15 protein-coding genes are annotated in these 16,569 nt (G+C 72.3%); 5 read left to right on the top strand and 10 right to left on the bottom strand.

Annotated features, from left to right (window positions below; genetic code table 11):
* Positions 1 to 2: 2 nt before the first annotated feature.
* From J2X26_RS10385 to J2X26_RS10400, 4 genes are all read right to left on the bottom strand, one after another.
* Entirely contained in the window at positions 3 to 722 is a 720-nt protein-coding gene (locus J2X26_RS10385; protein WP_307492002.1) for a potassium channel family protein, read from the bottom strand.
* A gap of 25 nt (positions 723 to 747) precedes the next feature.
* Positions 748 to 1,539, bottom strand: coding sequence for a transglutaminase-like domain-containing protein (locus tag J2X26_RS10390; RefSeq protein ID WP_307492005.1), 792 nt, complete (start codon positions 1,537 to 1,539; stop codon positions 748 to 750).
* Between the two features lie 42 nt (positions 1,540 to 1,581).
* On the bottom strand, positions 1,582 to 3,036 hold the full coding sequence (locus J2X26_RS10395) for an SDR family oxidoreductase (RefSeq protein WP_307492007.1): 1,455 nt from the start codon (positions 3,034 to 3,036) through the stop codon (positions 1,582 to 1,584).
* An 82-nt stretch (positions 3,037 to 3,118) separates the two neighbouring features.
* The gene (locus J2X26_RS10400; protein ID WP_307492008.1) at positions 3,119 to 3,880 is read right to left on the bottom strand and encodes a hypothetical protein; all 762 of its coding nucleotides are present in this window, start codon (positions 3,878 to 3,880) and stop codon (positions 3,119 to 3,121) included.
* Between the two features lie 116 nt (positions 3,881 to 3,996).
* Between J2X26_RS10400 and J2X26_RS10405 the strand changes: the two genes are divergently transcribed.
* Genes J2X26_RS10405 through hrpB form a run of 3 tightly spaced genes read left to right on the top strand, consistent with a single transcriptional unit; the run spans position 3,997 to position 8,773 of the window.
* Entirely contained in the window at positions 3,997 to 5,409 is a 1,413-nt protein-coding gene (locus J2X26_RS10405; protein WP_307492009.1) for a glutamate decarboxylase, read from the top strand.
* The gene (locus J2X26_RS10410) at positions 5,406 to 6,257 is read left to right on the top strand and encodes a YrhK family protein (protein ID WP_307492010.1); all 852 of its coding nucleotides are present in this window, start codon (positions 5,406 to 5,408) and stop codon (positions 6,255 to 6,257) included. The genes J2X26_RS10405 and J2X26_RS10410 overlap by 4 nt, the downstream gene beginning before the upstream one ends.
* A 17-nt stretch (positions 6,258 to 6,274) precedes the next feature.
* On the top strand, positions 6,275 to 8,773 hold the full coding sequence (gene hrpB / locus J2X26_RS10415; protein ID WP_307492012.1) for an ATP-dependent helicase HrpB: 2,499 nt from the start codon (positions 6,275 to 6,277) through the stop codon (positions 8,771 to 8,773).
* A gap of 1 nt (position 8,774) precedes the next feature.
* Here hrpB and J2X26_RS10420 read toward each other — a convergent pair whose 3' ends face one another.
* The gene (locus tag J2X26_RS10420) at positions 8,775 to 9,599 is read right to left on the bottom strand and encodes a hypothetical protein (RefSeq protein ID WP_307492013.1); all 825 of its coding nucleotides are present in this window, start codon (positions 9,597 to 9,599) and stop codon (positions 8,775 to 8,777) included.
* 84 nt (positions 9,600 to 9,683) lie between these two features.
* Between J2X26_RS10420 and J2X26_RS10425 the strand changes: the two genes are divergently transcribed.
* Positions 9,684 to 10,388 carry an esterase/lipase family protein gene (locus tag J2X26_RS10425; RefSeq protein ID WP_307492014.1) on the top strand — a complete coding sequence of 235 codons (705 nt, stop codon included), beginning with the start codon at positions 9,684 to 9,686 and terminating at the stop codon, positions 10,386 to 10,388.
* 4 nt (positions 10,389 to 10,392) lie between these two features.
* Here J2X26_RS10425 and J2X26_RS10430 read toward each other — a convergent pair whose 3' ends face one another.
* The 3 genes from J2X26_RS10430 to J2X26_RS10440 all read right to left on the bottom strand — a co-directional run bounded on the left by J2X26_RS10430 (position 10,393) and on the right by J2X26_RS10440 (position 13,664).
* A complete protein-coding gene (locus tag J2X26_RS10430; RefSeq protein WP_307492015.1) occupies positions 10,393 to 11,220 on the bottom strand; it encodes an alpha/beta fold hydrolase in 828 nt (275 codons plus the stop codon).
* 132 nt (positions 11,221 to 11,352) lie between these two features.
* Entirely contained in the window at positions 11,353 to 11,937 is a 585-nt protein-coding gene (locus tag J2X26_RS10435; protein ID WP_307492016.1) for a DoxX family protein, read from the bottom strand.
* Positions 11,938 to 12,128: 191 nt separating this feature from the next.
* Entirely contained in the window at positions 12,129 to 13,664 is a 1,536-nt protein-coding gene (locus J2X26_RS10440) for a GAF domain-containing sensor histidine kinase (RefSeq protein ID WP_307492017.1), read from the bottom strand.
* Positions 13,665 to 13,778: 114 nt separating this feature from the next.
* Here J2X26_RS10440 and J2X26_RS10445 point away from each other — a divergent pair, with 114 nt between their 5' ends.
* The gene (locus J2X26_RS10445; RefSeq protein ID WP_307492019.1) at positions 13,779 to 14,327 is read left to right on the top strand and encodes a flavodoxin family protein; all 549 of its coding nucleotides are present in this window, start codon (positions 13,779 to 13,781) and stop codon (positions 14,325 to 14,327) included.
* 8 nt (positions 14,328 to 14,335) lie between these two features.
* Here the strand turns inward: J2X26_RS10445 and J2X26_RS10450 are convergent, their stop codons facing one another.
* Together J2X26_RS10450 and J2X26_RS10455 are read right to left on the bottom strand one after the other, a co-directional pair.
* Positions 14,336 to 14,983 carry a response regulator gene (locus J2X26_RS10450; RefSeq protein WP_307492021.1) on the bottom strand — a complete coding sequence of 216 codons (648 nt, stop codon included), beginning with the start codon at positions 14,981 to 14,983 and terminating at the stop codon, positions 14,336 to 14,338.
* A 17-nt stretch (positions 14,984 to 15,000) separates the two neighbouring features.
* Positions 15,001 to 16,497, bottom strand: a complete 1,497-nt coding sequence (locus tag J2X26_RS10455; protein WP_307492023.1) for a helix-turn-helix transcriptional regulator — start codon at positions 16,495 to 16,497, stop codon at positions 15,001 to 15,003.
* Positions 16,498 to 16,569 lie beyond the last annotated feature (72 nt).

The following is a 16,569-nucleotide window of genomic DNA, read 5'->3' on the forward strand; positions in this document are numbered from 1 at the left end:
CGTCAGTCGTCGGTGTGCGCCGGCAGGACTTCCGCGCGGCCGTGGAACGACGCGACGAGCCGGGCGACCAGGACCGCGAGGAACACCTGTCCGACGAGCGCCTCGAACGTCGCGATGCTGCGTCCCGGGAACTCGGCGGCGGTGTAGTCGCCGTACCCGAGCGTGGTGAGGGTCGTGTACGAGAAGTACTGGTACGAGCGCGCGTTCGCTGCCTCGCCGGAGGCGAAGAACGGACCGGCGGTGAGCGCGTCCATGACACCGAAGAGGCTCGCGAAGAACATCCCGATGATCAGGTAGGCGCTCAGGGCACCTGCGAGCGACTGCACCGTGACGGCGGTCCGCCGAAGGATCCGGTCGAGGATCACCACCAGGGCCGTCATGAGGATCACGCAGACCACGGCATCGATCACGCCGTCGGCCGTGGCCTGGGGGAGGGCGAGGAGCGCCACCACGACGACGACCGCCGACACGACGAGCACGACGCGGACGAACCGCTTCTGGTGGGGCATGGGCCGGGAGGTCCGGACCGCCAGCCCGAGCGTGAAGAGGTACAGCACGAGGACGACCAGCTCGACCCACAACGCGGAGCTCAGCGCGTAGGCCACGTAGGCCGTGACCAGCAGGGACAGGACGATCCCGAAGTCGTCGGTGCCGGTCCGCCGGGCGAGGAAGGAGCGGCGTCGGCGGGTGGTGGTCCCGCCTGTCTCGTCCGGTTCTGTCACGTCCCGGAGGCTAGCAGCGCGGGTCTCAGCCGAGCGTGACCAGGTCCCGCACGTCGTCGTCGGGCAGGACGTCCGCGACGGCGGTGACCACCAGCTCGTCGAGGTCGGCGTATCCGTGGTGCACGTTGAGGAACGCGGTGTCCGAGGCGTCGCGGCCGGTCGCGATCCGCACCAGGCTCGTGCGCGGCGCCAGGGTCGTCGCGTCGACGACGTACCACTGGCCGTCCAGGTGCGCCTCCGCCACGGCGTGGAAGTCCATGGGCGACAGACCGGGTGCGTAGACCGACACCAGCCGGGCCGGCACGTCCAGGGCGCGCAGCAGGGCGATGACGAGGTGCGCGTAGTCGCGGCAGACGCCCTCACGGCCCAGGAGGGTCTGCACCGCACCGTCGGTGGGCAGGCTCGACCCCGGGACGTAGGACAACCTGGACCCGACCCAGGAGCTCACGGCCGAGAGCAGGTCGTACCCGTGCAGGCCCGCGAACTCGGCGTGCGCGGTCGGCCCGAGCGTGTCGGACTCGCAGTACCGGCTCGGCCGCAGGTAGCGCAGCAGGTCGGCCTCCTCGGAGGTGACCGGAGCCGCGCGACCGTCGACCGAGGCCGAGTAGTCCAGGACGAGACGGCCGACGTCGGCCCGCACGACGTGCAGACGCGTCCCGTGGTGGTCGGGGACCTCGTCCACCTGGACCGGCGCACCGTCCAGCGTGACCCGCAGCGACTCCCGCGCGGCGAGCTGCGTGGACACGGCGAGCTCGAAGGCGAGCGTCGTGGGGGAGGTGACGTCGAGAGACAGGTGGGCGCTCAGGTCGCGATGCACGCGCCCATCGTGGTGCACATATGTGCAGCCCGCCTCTGGGGACTACCAGGCGGAACGCACGTAGTCCTTCAGGAAGCACCCGTACAGGTCCTCGCCGGCCTCGCCACGCACGATCGGGTCGTACACGCGGGCCGCTCCGTCGACCAGGTCGAGCGGGGCGTGGAAGCCCTCCTCGGCCAGCCGGACCTTGGTGGGGTGCGGGCGCTCGTCGGTGATCCAGCCCGTGTCGACGCTCGTCATGAGGATGCCGTCGGTCGCCAGCTCGGTCGCGCTGGTGCGGGTCAGCATGTTGAGGGCGGCCTTGGCCATGTTGGTGTGCGGGTGCCCGGGACCCTTGTAGCCGCGGGAGAAGACGCCCTCCATGGCGGAGACGTTGACCACGTACGCGCGGGCGCCCTCGGTCGCCTTCATGGCACCGCGCAGGCGGCTGACCAGGATGAACGGCGCGGTCTGGTTGCACAGCTGGACCTCGAGCAGCTCCATCGGGTCCACCTGGTCGACCGTGTGGACCCAGCTGTTGGTCTCCGCGGTGTCGGGCACCAGGCCACCCGCGTCGATCGCGGTGCCGGCCACGAGCCGCTCGAGCGAGGCGTGCTCGGCGGTCAGTGCCAGCGTCGCGACGCCGGCCGAGATGCTCGTCAGCTCGGTGACCGACCCGGCGAGCGCTACCGGGTGGGCGCTGCTCGTCCGGCCGAACGTCGTGATCTGCGGCAGCGGGCGGTCTGGAAGCGGCTCCAGCTCGGCGTCCGCGAGGTGCGTGTACGCGCCGGGGGAGCGGCGGACGGTCTGCGCGGCGTTGTTGATGAGGATGTCGAGCGGCCCCTGCGCGGCGACGGAGTCCGCGAGCGCGACGACCTGGGCCGGGTCGCGCAGGTCGATGCCGACGATGCTGAGCCGGTCGAGCCAGTCGGCGCTGTCGGGCATCGCGGCGAACCGGCGGGCGGCGTCGCGGGGGAACCGGGTGGTGATCGTCGTCGTCGCGCCGTCCCGCAGGAGCCGCAGCGCGATGTACATGCCGATCTTGGCGCGGCCGCCGGTGAGCAGCGCGCGCTTGCCAGTGAGGTCGGTGCGGGCGTCACGCTTGGCGTGGTTGAGCCGTGCGCACGCCGGGCACAGCTGGTGGTAGAACGCGTCGACCTCGACGTACGGCTCCTTGCAGATGTAGCAGGGCCGGGCCTTGAGCAGCGTCCCCGCGGTCGCCCCCTGCGCGCTGGAGACGAGCGGGATGCCCTGGGTCTCGTCGTCGATGCGACCGGGGCTGCCGGTAGCCGTCGCGTGGATGACCGCACGGTCGGCGGCGCTGATGGCGTCCCGCTTCTCGGCGCGCCGCTGCTTCTTGGCGGCCTTGAACAGCGCCGACGTCGCGCGGCGGGCCAGCGCCAGGTGCGGGTGGTCGGACGGGAGCCGGCTGATCTGGTCCGCGACCCGCAGGAACACGTCGAGCTCGGCGGGGTCGACGCCGTCGAGCGTCGGAGGGGTCGTGGTGAGGGCAGTCATCGTGCGGGTCCTAGCTGGTCGTCAGGGAGTGGCCGACGAGCAGGGAGCACGAGAGCCGGGGCGCGCGGGGGAACGGTCGATGTTACCTGTCGACGGGCGGGGACCCTTCGGGACCTTCGGCCGGGGTCCCACCCAGCAGGTCGCGGAGGCGGTCGCGCCGGGCCTGGTACGCCGGGCCGAACCGACGTCGCGACCGTTCGAGCTTCTTCCCGCGGTACCGGCGACGAGCCCAGTAGGAGCCCGGCTTCGCCAGTCGCGCGGCGCCGATCCAGGCGAGCGTCGGGACGACGACACCCAGGATCCCCGTCGCGAGCTTGCCCTTGAGGACGCAGACCAGCGCGAACGCCAGGTGCGTGGCGACGAGGATCGAGTAGAGCCACGCGGGCGCGTTCGTGCTGTTGGTGCTGCCGATGGGGGAGACCCCGAGCAGGATCGCACCGCCCAGGGCAGCCCCGACCAGGATCGCGTCGATGGACTTGCGTCCCTCGGTGGACCAGTAGACGTCGTCCAGGTGGAACCAGAGCGCGAACTCGTCGAGCGTGAGGGCGGCGCCGGCGCCGAACACCAGCGCGAGGACGTCGATCCACGGCGACTCGGGCCGGAACCGGAACGTCAGCAGCCCGGAGACGAGCACGAGCAGGATGCCCCACACCTGGTGGTGCACGTGCACGCCACCGATGAAGACGTCCTTGATCGGACCGGAGTCCTCGGCGCGTGCTGCCTGCCGGGCGTGGATCCGCCGCGTGATGGTCCGCACCAGGGCGAAGGTGACGAGGAACCCGACCAGCGCCCACAGCGCGGGCGAGCGACCGGTCTGCACGAAGGTCGCGTCGTACCAGGCCACCATCCGGACCCTACCGGTGGGGACATTTCGGGACGGACCGCGCTACGTTCGACGCGCAGGTGCGTGCCGGGGAGGCAGTCAGCCGGCTCCGGACGGATGACACTGGAGGAGCACAGGTGAGCGAGACGTCCGACCCGTTCGGCCCGATCCACGGCCGGCCCAGCTTCCGCGAGCACATCGACCGCGGGACGTTCCCCGCCCACGGCCTGGAGCCGGACGAGGCCTACGAGCTCCTCCACACGGGCCTCATGCTCGACGGCCGGGAGACGCTCAACCTCGCGTCCTTCGTCACCACCTGGATGGAGCCGCAGGCGGAGAAGCTGATCCACGACACGCTCCGCAAGAACCACATCGACCACGAGGAGTACCCGGCGGCGTCGCTGATCGAGGAAGCCTGCGTGCACATGCTGGGCGACCTCTTCAACGCTCCCGACTCCCGAGCCGTCGTCGGGGTGGCCACGATCGGGTCCTCCGAGGCGATCATGCTCGGCCTGCTCGCCCACAAGCGTGCCTGGCGGGACCGGCGGCGGGCCGCGGGGCTGCCGACGGACCGGCCGAACGTGGTCTTCGGTGCGGAGACCCATGTGGTGTGGGACAAGTTCGCCAACTACTTCGACGTCGAGATGCGCAAGGTGCCGATGAAGGCGGACCGGTTCGTGCTCAGCGCGCACGACGTCGAGGCGCACGTCGACGAGAACACGATCGCCGTCGGCGCGGTGCTGGGGACGACGCACATCGGCGAGGCGGATCCCATCGAGGAGATCAACGACCTCCTGGTGCGGATCAAGGCCGAGAAGGGGTGGGACATCCCGCTGCACGTCGACGGTGCGAGCGGTGCGTTCATCGCCCCGTTCTCGGAGCCCGACCTGCGCTGGGACTTCCGGCTCGAGCAGGTCGCGTCGATCAACGTGTCCGGGCACAAGTACGGCCTGGTCTACCCGGGCGTCGGCTGGCTGATCTTCCGGGACGCGTCGAAGCTGCCCGAGGACCTCGTCTTCAGCGTGAACTACCTCGGCGGCGCGCAGCCCACGTACACGTTCAACTTCTCGCGCGGGTCGGCCATGATCCAGGCGCAGATGTACAACTTCCTGCGGCTCGGGCGCAGCGGGTACACCGCGATCGTCGAGACGATGCTCGCCAACGCCCGGTTCCTCAACGAGAGCCTCGAGTCGAGCGGTCGCTTCGAGATCCTCAACCCCGGCCTGGCGGAGCCCGTGGTCACCTTCTCGATCAAGGGGGACCCGGGCTTCGACGTCTACCACCTGTCGGCGCGGCTGCGCGAGGACGGCTGGATCGTGCCCGCGTACAGCCTGCCGCCCGACGCGGACGCGGTGCACCTCCTGCGCGTCGTCGTCCGGCTCGACCTGAGCCGCATGATGGTCGAGCTGCTGCTGCGCGACCTGATGGCCGCGTGGGACGCGCTCGTCGCGGAGCAACCCGTGCAGCGTCCGACCGCCAAGCCCGACGTGTGGACGTCACCAGCGCACGCCGCGGCCAAGAGCAAGGCGCGCACCGGCCTGCACCAGTGACCTCGACCGTCCCCGACCTGCCTGCAGGCTGGCGGGTCCTGCACACCCACGGCCCGCCGGGGTTCGTCACGCACGCGGTGCTCGCGCGCCCGGACGGCAGCGAGGTCGAGTGGAGCTCGCGGCGGCATCGCAAGGGTCTCGGGCTGCGGCTCGCCGGCGTCCGGGCCGAGGGCGGACGTGCCAGCGCGATGAGCTGGTGGATCGGGAGCCTGTTCGCCATCGGCTCGCTCTGCTTCGCCCTCGGCTCGGTGCCGCTGTACTTCGACACGCTCGACCCGGCCGTGGTCGCCGGCACGTTCTTCGTCGGGTCGATCTTCTTCACGTCGGCCGGCTACCTGCAGTTCCACGAGACCCTGCGAGCGCCCGGCGGGGTGCTCGAGGAGTCCGCGCGGCCCCGTCGGCTGGCGTCGCTGGTGGGCTGGAAGCCGCGCCGGATCGACTTCTGGGCGGTGCTGGTCCAGCTGGTGGGGACGGTCTTCTTCAACATCAGCACGTACTCGGCCACCCAGGCGGACCTGAGCGCTGCCCAGGCGCGGCACCTGATCTGGGCGCCGGACGTGCTCGGGTCCATCTGCTTCCTCGTCGCCAGCTGGTTCGCCTACGCCGAGGTGAACCGGGGGGTGCTGCCGCGTTCCGACCGCTCGATCGGATGGCGGATCGCCGCGCTCAACATGCTCGGCTCGATCGCGTTCGGCATCTCCGCGGTGGCGGCACGCTACGTGGGGTCCACGGGCGAGCTGGCCAACCTCGAGCTGGTGAACCTCGGCACGTTCGTGGGCGCGGTGTGCTTCTTCGTCGGCGCCGTGCTGCTGCCCGTCGAGTCGGCGAGGGAGCGATCGTCGGCCTGACCCCGCAGACTGCGTGCGTGGACGACGACCCGATCGCGCGGCTGCTCGCCGACCCGCCCGACCTGCCGGTGCGCGACGGGCTCGTCGACGTCGTCGCCGCGCTCCGGGCGCGCGGGGTCGTCGTCGTGCAGGCCCCGCCCGGCACGGGAAAGACGACGCTGGTCCCGCCGGCCGTCGCCGCGGCGGTCCCCGGGCGCATCGTGGTCACGCAGCCGCGGCGGATCGCGGCACGTGCGGCCGCGCGCCGGCTGGCCCACCTGCTCGGGGAGCCCGTCGGTGGCACGGTCGGCTTCTCCGTCCGGGGCGAGAGCACCACGAGCGCCGCGACGAGGGTGGAGGTGGTCACCACCGGCGTGCTCCTGCGGCGGTTGCAGCGCGACCCGGAGCTGCCCGGGGTCGGTGCGGTGATCCTCGACGAGGTCCACGAGCGGCACCTCGTCGACGACCTCACCCTGGCCCTGCTGGTCGACGTTCGGGCCCACCTGCGCGACGACCTCGTCGTGGTGGCGATGTCCGCGACGGTCGAGGCCGAGCGCACCGCGGCGCTCCTCGGTGGCACCGAGCCGGCGCCGGTGGTCGCGGTCGCCGGTGCCCTCTTCTCGGTGGAGACGGTCTGGTGCCCAGCACCGGCGCGCACGGCAAGGACCGACGAGCGCGGCGTGACGCCGATGTTCCTCGACCACGTCGCGGCGACGGTCCGTCGCGCGCTGGAGGAGCGGACCGGGGATGTCCTGGTATTCGTCCCCGGGGCCGGTGAGGTCGACGGCGTGGCGCGACGGCTCACCGGTCTCGACGGGATCGACGTACGGCCCTTGCACGGTCGCCTGCCCGCGCCCGTGCAGGACCTGGCCCTGGCGACGGGTCCGCGGCGGCGGGTCGTCGTCTCGACCGCCGTGGCGGAGTCGTCCCTCACGGTGCCGGGCGTCCGGCTGGTGGTCGACGCGGGACTCTCGCGCGAGCCGCGCACCGACCACCGCCGCGGGCTGGCGGGCCTGGTGACCGTCGGCGTGAGCCGCTCGTCCGCCGAGCAGCGGGCGGGCCGCGCGGGGCGTGAAGGACCCGGGGCGGTGTACCGGTGCTGGTCCGCGCACGACCACGCACGGCTGGTCGCCCATCCGGAGCCGGAGATCCTCACGGCGGACCTCACGGCGTTCGCGCTCGAGCTGGCCTGCTGGGGGAGCCCGGGCGGCGTCGGCCTCGCCCTGCTCGACCGGCCGCCCGCCGCGGCGATGGCGGTCGCGCAGGCGACGCTCGCCGCGCTGGGCGCCATCGACGCCGCCGGGCACCCGACCGCGCGGGGACGGGCCGTGTCCGCGATTCCCGCTGATCCCCGGCTGGCCCGCGGGCTCCTGGACGGCGCCGCGCTGGTCGGGCCACGCCGTGCGGCCGAGGTGGTCGCCCTGCTCTCCGACGACGTGCGCACCCCGGGCGGGGACCTGGTCGCGGCGCTGCGTGACCTGCGCCGCGGGGGACCGCAGTCCGGACCGTGGAGGGCCCAGCTGGGCAGGCTGCGGGCAGCGGTCCCGTCCGGTCCTGCGCCGGAGCACCTCAGCGACGACCTTGCCGTCGGGCTCGTCGTGGCGCTCGCGCATCCCGACCGCATCGCCCGGCTGCGTCCCGGCGGGTCGACGTACCTGATGACGTCGGGGACGGGAGCGGTGCTGCCGCCGGGCTCTGGGCTGACCGGGCTGCCGTGGCTCGCCGTCGCCGATGCCGACCGTGGCGCCGGCCGCCGGGACGCCACCATCCGGTCGGCCGCACCGATCGACCTCGACCTGGCCACGGAGGCCGCGCCTGCGCTGCTGCGCGAGGACGAGGTCGTCGCCTGGGCCGGCGGCGCGGTGGTCGCGCGGCGCGTCCGGCGCCTCGGCGCGATCGAGCTCACGTCCGCGCCTCTCGCCGACCCGGCGCCAGAGCTCGTCGTGGAGGCGCTGCGCGAGGGGCTGGCGCGCGAGGGACTGGCCCTGCTGCGCTGGACGGACGCCGCCACGAGCCTGCGGCAGCGGATGGCGTTCCTGCACCGCGCGGTGGGTGCGCCGTGGCCCGACGTGTCCGACGACGCGCTCCTGGCGGACCTCCAGGACTGGCTGGGACCGGATCTCGCCCGCGTGCGGGGCGCCCGGGACCTGAGCCGCGTCGACGTCGTGCAGGCGCTGCGCCGGCTCCTGCCGTGGCCCGACGCGAGCCGGCTCGACGCTCTCGCGCCCGAGCGCCTCACGGTGCCCAGCGGGTCGAGCCTGCGCGTGGACTACACCGGCGACCAGCCGGTGCTCCCGGTCCGGCTGCAGGAGGTCTTCGGGTGGCGCGCCACGCCGCGGCTGGCCGACGGGCGGGTGCCGGTGCTGCTGCACCTGCTCTCGCCTGCCGGGCGCCCCGCGGCCGTCACCGCCGACCTGGGGTCGTTCTGGAGCACGGGCTACCCGGCGGTCCGGGCGGAGCTGCGTGGCCGGTACCCCAAGCACGCCTGGCCCGACGACCCGCTCACGGCGGCTCCGGTGCGCGGCGTCCGCCGCTAGGTCAACCGGCCTGGCCGGCAGCGTCGCACGGCGGGGTCACGTCGAGGCCGACCTCCGCCAGCTCGGCGTCCATGATGCGCGCGGTCCGCTCCATCGCGACCGGCTCCAGCTTGCCTATCTCGTCGCCGTGCGGATGGTCGAAGAACCCCAGCAGGAGCAGCAGGAGCGTGATGACGACGGTCACGCTGCCCATCAGCAGCCCCTGCGTGACTGCCCCCTCCGCCGCGTCGGCGAAGAACAGGACGTACACGAAGATCACGGCGGAGATGACGTACAGGACCAGCCACAGGGGCAGGGGGATCAGGCCCTCCGCGCCGTGCACGCGATCGATGCGGGCCTGCTCGCGGGTCGACGTCTGGTCCATCCACCGGTCGTACGCGGACTGCTCGACATCGGTCTGCGGGTCCACGGTCCTGATGGTCTGGAACAGCTCCGGACCCCACGGGTTGAACGCGTCGCCCAGCGTGTCGTCCTGCATCCTCGGCCACTCGACACCGACCACGGCCCGGGCATAGCAGACGAGCTGCCCGGTGAGCTCCTCGCGCACGTCGGCGGGCAGGAACTGAGCGGTCTGCACCTGCTGCGCGACAGTGACGGCCTCGGTCTCGGCACCGGAGCGCGCCTGGTCGTAGGACTGGAACGCCAGGAAGATGATGAACCCGAGCAGGACCGAGAAGCCCGTCGCCAGCACCCCGAACACGCCGGACGCGCGGTCGCCGTCGCTGAAGTAGCTGCCCTCCGGTGCGCGCCGCCGCACCAGGAGCATCGCTGTCACCGTGAACAGCGTGACACCGAGCGTGATCAGCGCGCCCACGACGATGTTCATGCGGCAGGGCTCGCGAGGCGGCGGTGTCGGGGCACGTGCCCAAGATAGGGCCATAACAGACCCGTTGTGAGGCACCATGACGGCATGCACGATGCGACGAGGACTCCCGGCGGTCTCCTCCGCCAGACCTGGTGGCGGGCGCGCGACTACGCCGCGGTGCTCGGGTGGCAAGCCGCTGGAATCGTCTCTCGGGTGGATCCCGACACCCTGCGGCGCCCCAAGAACCCGGTCGGGCCACCGGTCGTCCTCGTCCCCGGGGTGTACGAGTCGTGGCACTTCCTGCTCCCGCTGGCGACGCTCCTGCACGACCACGGCGTGCGGGTCCACGTCCTGCCGGACCTGGGCACCAACCGCCACCCGGTCCTGCGCGGGGCGAGCGTGCTCGGTCAGAACCTCGCGGCACACGACCTGCGCGACGTGGTCGTGGTGGCGCACAGCAAGGGTGGACTGATCGGCAAGCTCGCCATGCTGCGGGAGGATCCCCACTCTCGCATCGCCTCCATGATCGCGGTCAACACCCCCTTCGCCGGGTCGTCGCACGCCCGTTGGTTCGTGACTCCGGCAGTGCGCGAGTTCATCCCGAGCGACGCCACCATCGTCGCGCTCGACGCCGAGCGCACCGTCAACCACCGGATCACGTCGGTGTACAGCTGGTGGGACCCGCACATCCCGGCGGGGAGCGCGCTCGAAGGTGCCACGGAGGTGGTGCTCGACACGCCGGGGCACTTCCGTCCGCTGGCGGACCCGCGCCTGCACGCGCTCCTGGTGGAGCGGATCGTCGGCAGCTGAGCAGTCAGCTCCGCGGGAGCTGCAGCACCCGGGTGTAGCCGGGGGAGTCGGGGTCGTCGACGATCTCGCGGCCGTCGAGCCAGGACGAGATGACGTGCGAGAGCTCGCCGGGGTGGCTGAAGTTGATCGCGTGCGCCGCGCCCTCGATGAGCGCGACGGTGGTGTGGTCGCTGGCCAGCCGGCTCACCTCCCGGACCCGCGCGGGCGGCGGCATCAGCGGGTCCTTGCTGCCGATGACGGCCAGTGTCGGCACAGGCGTCTTCAGGAGCCGCTCCAGGGACGGGAACCGGGTCATCTCGCTGAAGAGGTGGAAGGTGTTGACCGGACCGAAACGCAGGTAGTCGGGCACCGCCACCCGCGCCATCCTCCGGTTCTCCCGCGCTCCGTCGATCGCGAGCTGGCGGACGGCGCGGCCCAGACCCTGGTTGTGCACACCACCGGCGGGCGAGACGAGCACGATCCGGTCGACGCGGTCGGGTGCGGCGTGCGCGACCTCGAGACTGATGGGGCACCCCAGGGAGTTGCCGACCAGGACCACCCGGTCCAGCTCCAGGGCGTCGAGGATCTTGAGCAGGGCGAGCGCCAGCGCCGGGATGCCGAGCGTGTACTCCCAGTTCGCGCTCTTGCCGTACCCGGGCAGGTCAGGCACCACGTTGCTCGCCCGCCCGGCCAGCGCTCGGGCCGTCGGCATGAGGTACGCGCCTGAGATCGCGAAGCCGTGCACGTGCACGATCGGCAGCGCGCCAGGCACGGGATCGCTCACGCGATAGAAGACGTCGTGACCCTCCACCTCGACCGTGCTCTCGGTCCATCCGGCGCCCATGTCCACCATGCGACGAATCGTGGCAGAGCGGCCCCCCGTTGGCGAGGCGCACGCCCGTGTCGCGTCGTGTGTCTCTTCCGACAGCACGAGAGCGGCACCCCGAGCCCGGGGTGCCGCTGGTGTGCGTGGGTGCCGGCGACGTCAGCGCAGCCAGCCGAACCGCTGCACGATCGGCAGGCGTGCCCACCGACGACCGAAGCCCCACGTGTCTCCCGCGAGGAGCGTCGCGCAGACGACCAGGACGAGTGCGTAGATGAGGTGGTAGTCCATCACCGGGTTGTTCGACCCCTGCAGCAGCGGCCACTCGGCGATCCACATCGAGACCATCAGCAGCGAACCCGCGATGGCCGAGATCCGCAGGCCGATGCCCAGCATCACGGCCGTGCCGACACCGAGCAGGCAGAGCATGAAGAGCCAGTCGGTGACCGGGCTCGCCATCGAGGCGAGCACGTCCTTGAACGGACCCACCGCGGCGAACTGCATGAAGCCCTGGCTCGGTGTGCCGCCGTTGATCCACGAGAGGCTCGGGTCGCCCTCGGCGACCGCGGCGCCCGTGCTGTAGTGCAGGCCGAACGTCTTGTCGAGGAACGCCCACAGGAAGATGAAGCCCGTGGCGAGCCTGGTGACGGCGAGCCAGCGACGGCCCGTCGAGGACGTGACCAGGTCGTCTTCGACCAGGGTCGCGGGGTGCGTCGAGGTGATGACCTCGGGATGGCTTGTGGCCATGATGATCTTTCTCCTCCGTGGCGGTCCCGTGAAGGACCGGTAGATGAACCGTGCCGACGGGTCCACACTGCGCCGGTCCGCAACAGCCGCCCCAGAGTCGAAGGTCCTGCCTTGTCGCAGGTCAAGGACGCACGACAGCGCGCGACGGACCACGGCCCGGACCAGGGGAGCGGCCGGCCGAGGGGATGACCTCAGGACAGGGGCACCGACCAGCGCAGGTCGGTACCGCCCTCGGGCAGCGCCGTGACGACCACGGTGCCGCCCCGGCGTGCCGCCCGGTTCTCCAGGTTGGCCAGCCCGCTGCGACGAGGGACGTCCCCGGGGATGCCGCGGCCGTCGTCCTGTACCTCGACCACCAGGTTGGCGCCCACCTCGACCCGGACCACGACGTCGTGCGCGCGGGCGTGTCGGGCGACGTTCGCCAGCGCTTCGCGGACCACCGCCACCGCGTCCTCCACGACGTCGTCCGGCACCGTCGCGGTGACCCCGTCGGTGCGCAGGCGCGGTAGGAAGCCGAGACTCTGGCGCGCGCTGACCACCTCGGCGTCGATCCGGTGGCGCAGCCCCGTCCCGGTGCCACCGGCCCGTGGACCCAGCCGGAAGATCGCGGTGCGCACGTCCTTGATCGTCTCGTCGAGGTCGTCGACGGCGGACTCGAGCCGGCGCGCCACCTCGGGGCGCACGGCGCCGTGCGCGGCAGCCCCCTGGACGTCCAGCCCGATCGCGAACAGTCGCTGGATCACCATGTCGTGCAGGTCCCGGGCGATCCGCTCACGGTCTTCGAGGACCGCCAGCCGCGCCCGGTCCGCCTCGGCGTCCGCGACGTCGAGCGCGAGCGCGAGCTGTTCGCCGAACCCGGCGATGCTGGGCAGGTCCACCTGTGGCGCCTCGCCCGCAGGCCAGGACGCGCTGAGCGCGCCGACCCACCGGTCGCCGCTGCGCAGGGGCAGGGCGAGAGCCCACGAGCCGTCCTCGAGCTCACGCAGCACGGGCCAGACGCCTGCGAGCTCCTCCCCGAGCGCCGTCGGCAGCTCGTCCGTCTCCCCGAACAGGGCCGAGCCCGTCGCACCGGCGGTCTCCTCGACCCTCGCCAGCACTGCGGCCAGGGCCTCGTCCTGGGGCAGACCGCCGGTGAGCCACGATGACGCGGCGGCGGCCGCCTCCAGCCAGAGCTCGTGCTGGCGGGTCAGGTGGTAGGCGCGGGCGTGACCGACCGCCACGCCTGCAGCGGCGGCCAGCGCCACCGCGACCTGCTCGTCCCGCGCGGTGAAGTCGACGGGGGTGCCCGCAGGACCCAGCTTGTCGGTGAGGTAGAGGTTGCCGAACACCGCCCCTCGAGCGCGCACCGGAACCCCGAGGAACGTCTGCATCGGCGGGTGGTTCGCCGGGAAGCCCACCGACGACGGGTGGTCCGCGATGTCGTGCAGCCGGAGCACGTCCGGGGCCGTCGAGAGGTGGCCGAGCACGCCGCGACCCTCGGGCAGGTGACCGATGAGCACGGCCGTCTGCGCGTCGATGCCCTGGTAGACGAACTCCTGCAGACCACCGTGCTCCCCGAGCACCCCCAGGGCCCCGTACCGGGCGCCGGTCAGGCTGCACCCGGCGGCGACGAACCGCTCCAGGACCGTCGCCATGTCGAGGTCGGCGGTCATGGAGACGACCGCGTCCATCATCGCCTCGAGGCGGTCGTCGCGTTCGTTGCCGGAGTCCGTGCCGTCGGGCCGCATGCTCGGAGCATAGGTCGACCGCGGGGTGATCAGGGTCTTTCGGCCCTGGGGTCCGACATGTCCCGGGCGAACCCTGGAGGAGTCGCGAGACCGAGGCACGAGGAGGTGAGGACGGTGCGGGCACTGGTGGTGTACGAGTCGTCGTTCGGGAACACGGGACAGGTGGCGCAGGCAGTCTGGGAAGGCATGCGTCGGCGCTTGTCGGACGTGGCCCTGCTCGATGTCGCGCACGCTCCGCGCCGGTTGCCGCCGGAGCTGGAGCTCCTCGTCGTCGGCGCCCCGACGCAGGCGTTCGGCATGAGCCGGCCGAGCACCCGCGAAGATGCGCGCAAGACGGCGGGCGCGGAGCCGGGCGAGCAGACGTTCGGCGTGCGCGAGTGGCTCAGGGACCTCGAACCGCCCGAGCGCCCGGTGCATGCCGCGACGTTCGACACGCGGATCCACACACCGCACGTCCCCGGTTCTGCCGCGGTCGGGGCCTGGCGGGTCCTGCGGCGCGACGGCTTCCAGGTCTCGGCCGAGGCCGAGAGCTTCTGGGTCCTGGGGATCCGCGGCCCGCTGCGTGACGGGGAGCTCGACCGCGCGCAGTCCTGGGGCGTCAGCCTGGTCAGCCTGCTGGGTGGCCTGCACCCGGTCGGCCCCGTCGGGGCGCCGGCGCGCTGAGAGCCTCGCTACTCGGGGTGCAGGCGGTTCTGCTCAGTGATGAACAGGGCCGCCTGCGTGCGTCCGCGCACCTCGATCTTGGCCAGGAGGCTCGAGATGTAGTTCTTCACGGTCTTCTCCGCGAGGAACATCCGCTCCGCGATCTCCCGGTTGCTCAGCCCTTCCCCGATGAGGTCGAGCACGACGCTCTCCTGGGTGGTCAGCAGGTCCAGCCGGGCGTCGCGCTGATGGGTCTCGCGCACCCGGGCGAGCACGCGCTGCGTGGTCGCCGTGTCGAGCAACGACTTGCCGGCCGCCACCAGGCGGATGGAGTCGAGCAGCTGGGAGCCGCGGATCTCCTTGAGCACGTAGCCGGATGCCCCCGCCGTGATCGCCGCGAGGAGGGCCTCGTCGTCCTCGTACGACGTGAGCATCAGGCAGCGGACGGTCGGGGCGAGCGAGGCGAGCTCGCGGCACACCTCGATGCCGCTGCCGTCCGGCAGGCGCACGTCGAGGAGCGCGACGTCGGCCTCGGAACGAGGGATGCGGACGAGGGCTTCCTGCGCGGTGGCCGCCTCGCCGACGACCGTGATGTCCGCGGTCGACTCGAGGAGACGTAGAAGCCCCTGGCGGACGACCTCGTGGTCGTCGAGCAGGAACACTCGGATCTGTGGCATAGCGCCACTGTGCACCATCACCGTGGTGCGTGGCGGTCGAGAAACGCGTACACCTCGGCATCTTCCACACCGGGAAACGCACCGGTGGGCAGCGGCGAGAGGACGTGCGCGTGCACCGCGGCGCTCGGCCACGCGTGCGGAGCCCACTGCGCGGCGAGCTCCGGGTCGGGCTGCCTGCAGCAGGTCGGGTCGGGGCACCGGGACTCGCGACGCCTCGACGTGTCCCGTCCACGGAACCACTTCGCTGCGCCGAAGGGGACGCCCACGGTGATCGAGAACCCGCCCGCCGACGTCGAGCCCGTCTGCGTGGTGCACCAGAAGGTGCCCTCGGGCGTGTCGGTGTACTGGTAGTACTCGCCTGCGCGGTCGCGACGCGTGAACGCCGAGCGGGCGGCCCACTCGCGGCACACGACCTGGCCCTCGATGGCGCCGGTGCCATCGGTGGGGAACCGGACGGCGTCGTTGCTGTAGCCCTTGAACAGGGTGCCGTCGTCGCCTACCCGCAGGAAGTGCAGGCGGATGTCGAGGTGCTCGGTGAGCAGGTTGGTCAGTCGTTGCGCGGCGGCCTCGTGCGTGACCCCGAACGAGTCGCGGAAGTCCTCGACGGCCAGCTCCTTGCGGCGCTTGGCGGCGCTGAGGTGGGCGACGGCCGCGGTGCGGGGCATGAGGCAGGCGGCGGCGAAGTAGGTGATCTCGACGCGCTGGCGCAGGAAGTCCGCGTAGCTGCGCGGCGTCGAGTGGGCGAGGACCCGGTGGGCGATCGCCTGGAGCGCCAGGGAGCGCAGGCCGTGGCCGCCCGGGATCGAGGCCGGAGGCAGGTAGATACGGCCGTTCGCCAGGTCGGTCACCGTGCGCGTGGAGTGCGGCAGGTCGTCGACGTGGATCAGCGTGAAGCCGAGGTCGGCGGCCATCGAGGCGACGGCGCTGTGGGTCAGGGCGCCCGTGGTGTAGCCGGCCCGGCGCACCAGGTCTTCGGCGGCCGTCTCGATCTCGGGCAGGTGGTTGTTGCGCTCGCGCATCCACAGCCGCAGCGCCGTCGTCGCCCGGCGGGCCTCCTCAGGTGTCGCGATGGCGGCGTCGTCTCGTCGGGCCAGCTCGCGGTGCAGGCCGACCAGTGCCTCCAGAGCCTCCGTCGACAGGTTCTTCGCCGGCCGCACGGCAGGCAGGCCCAGCGCCGCGTACGTCGCCGTGCCCTGCGCGCGGTCCAGGGCGATCTCGAGCGCGGCCCGCCGTGACGGGGGTGCGGTGTCCAGCAGGTCCGTCGTCGTGGTCCCGAGGGCGGCGGCCACGGACTGCAGCAGGCTCAGCCGTGGTTCTCTGCGACCGTTCTCCACGAGCGACAGCTGGCTGGCTGTCGAGCCGACGAGCTGGCCGAGCTCGTCCAGGGTGAGGCCGCGCTCGGTGCGCGCGTGCCGGATACGCCGGCCGAGCAGCAGCAGCTGGCTCCCCGCTGCGGTCGGCTCGCGCGGGTCGCTCGGCAGGTCGATGACCGGTCGGGGCGAGTTGGTGGTCATGACGTTGACCGTATGCCAAGAATGAACGTTCTTGCACGCGAGGCGCTCTTGAGGATCTGCGGGAGTAGTGTC

This window comes from Cellulomonas humilata (assembly GCF_030814415.1).
GTDB classification, from domain to species: domain Bacteria; phylum Actinomycetota; class Actinomycetes; order Actinomycetales; family Cellulomonadaceae; genus Cellulomonas; species Cellulomonas humilata_A.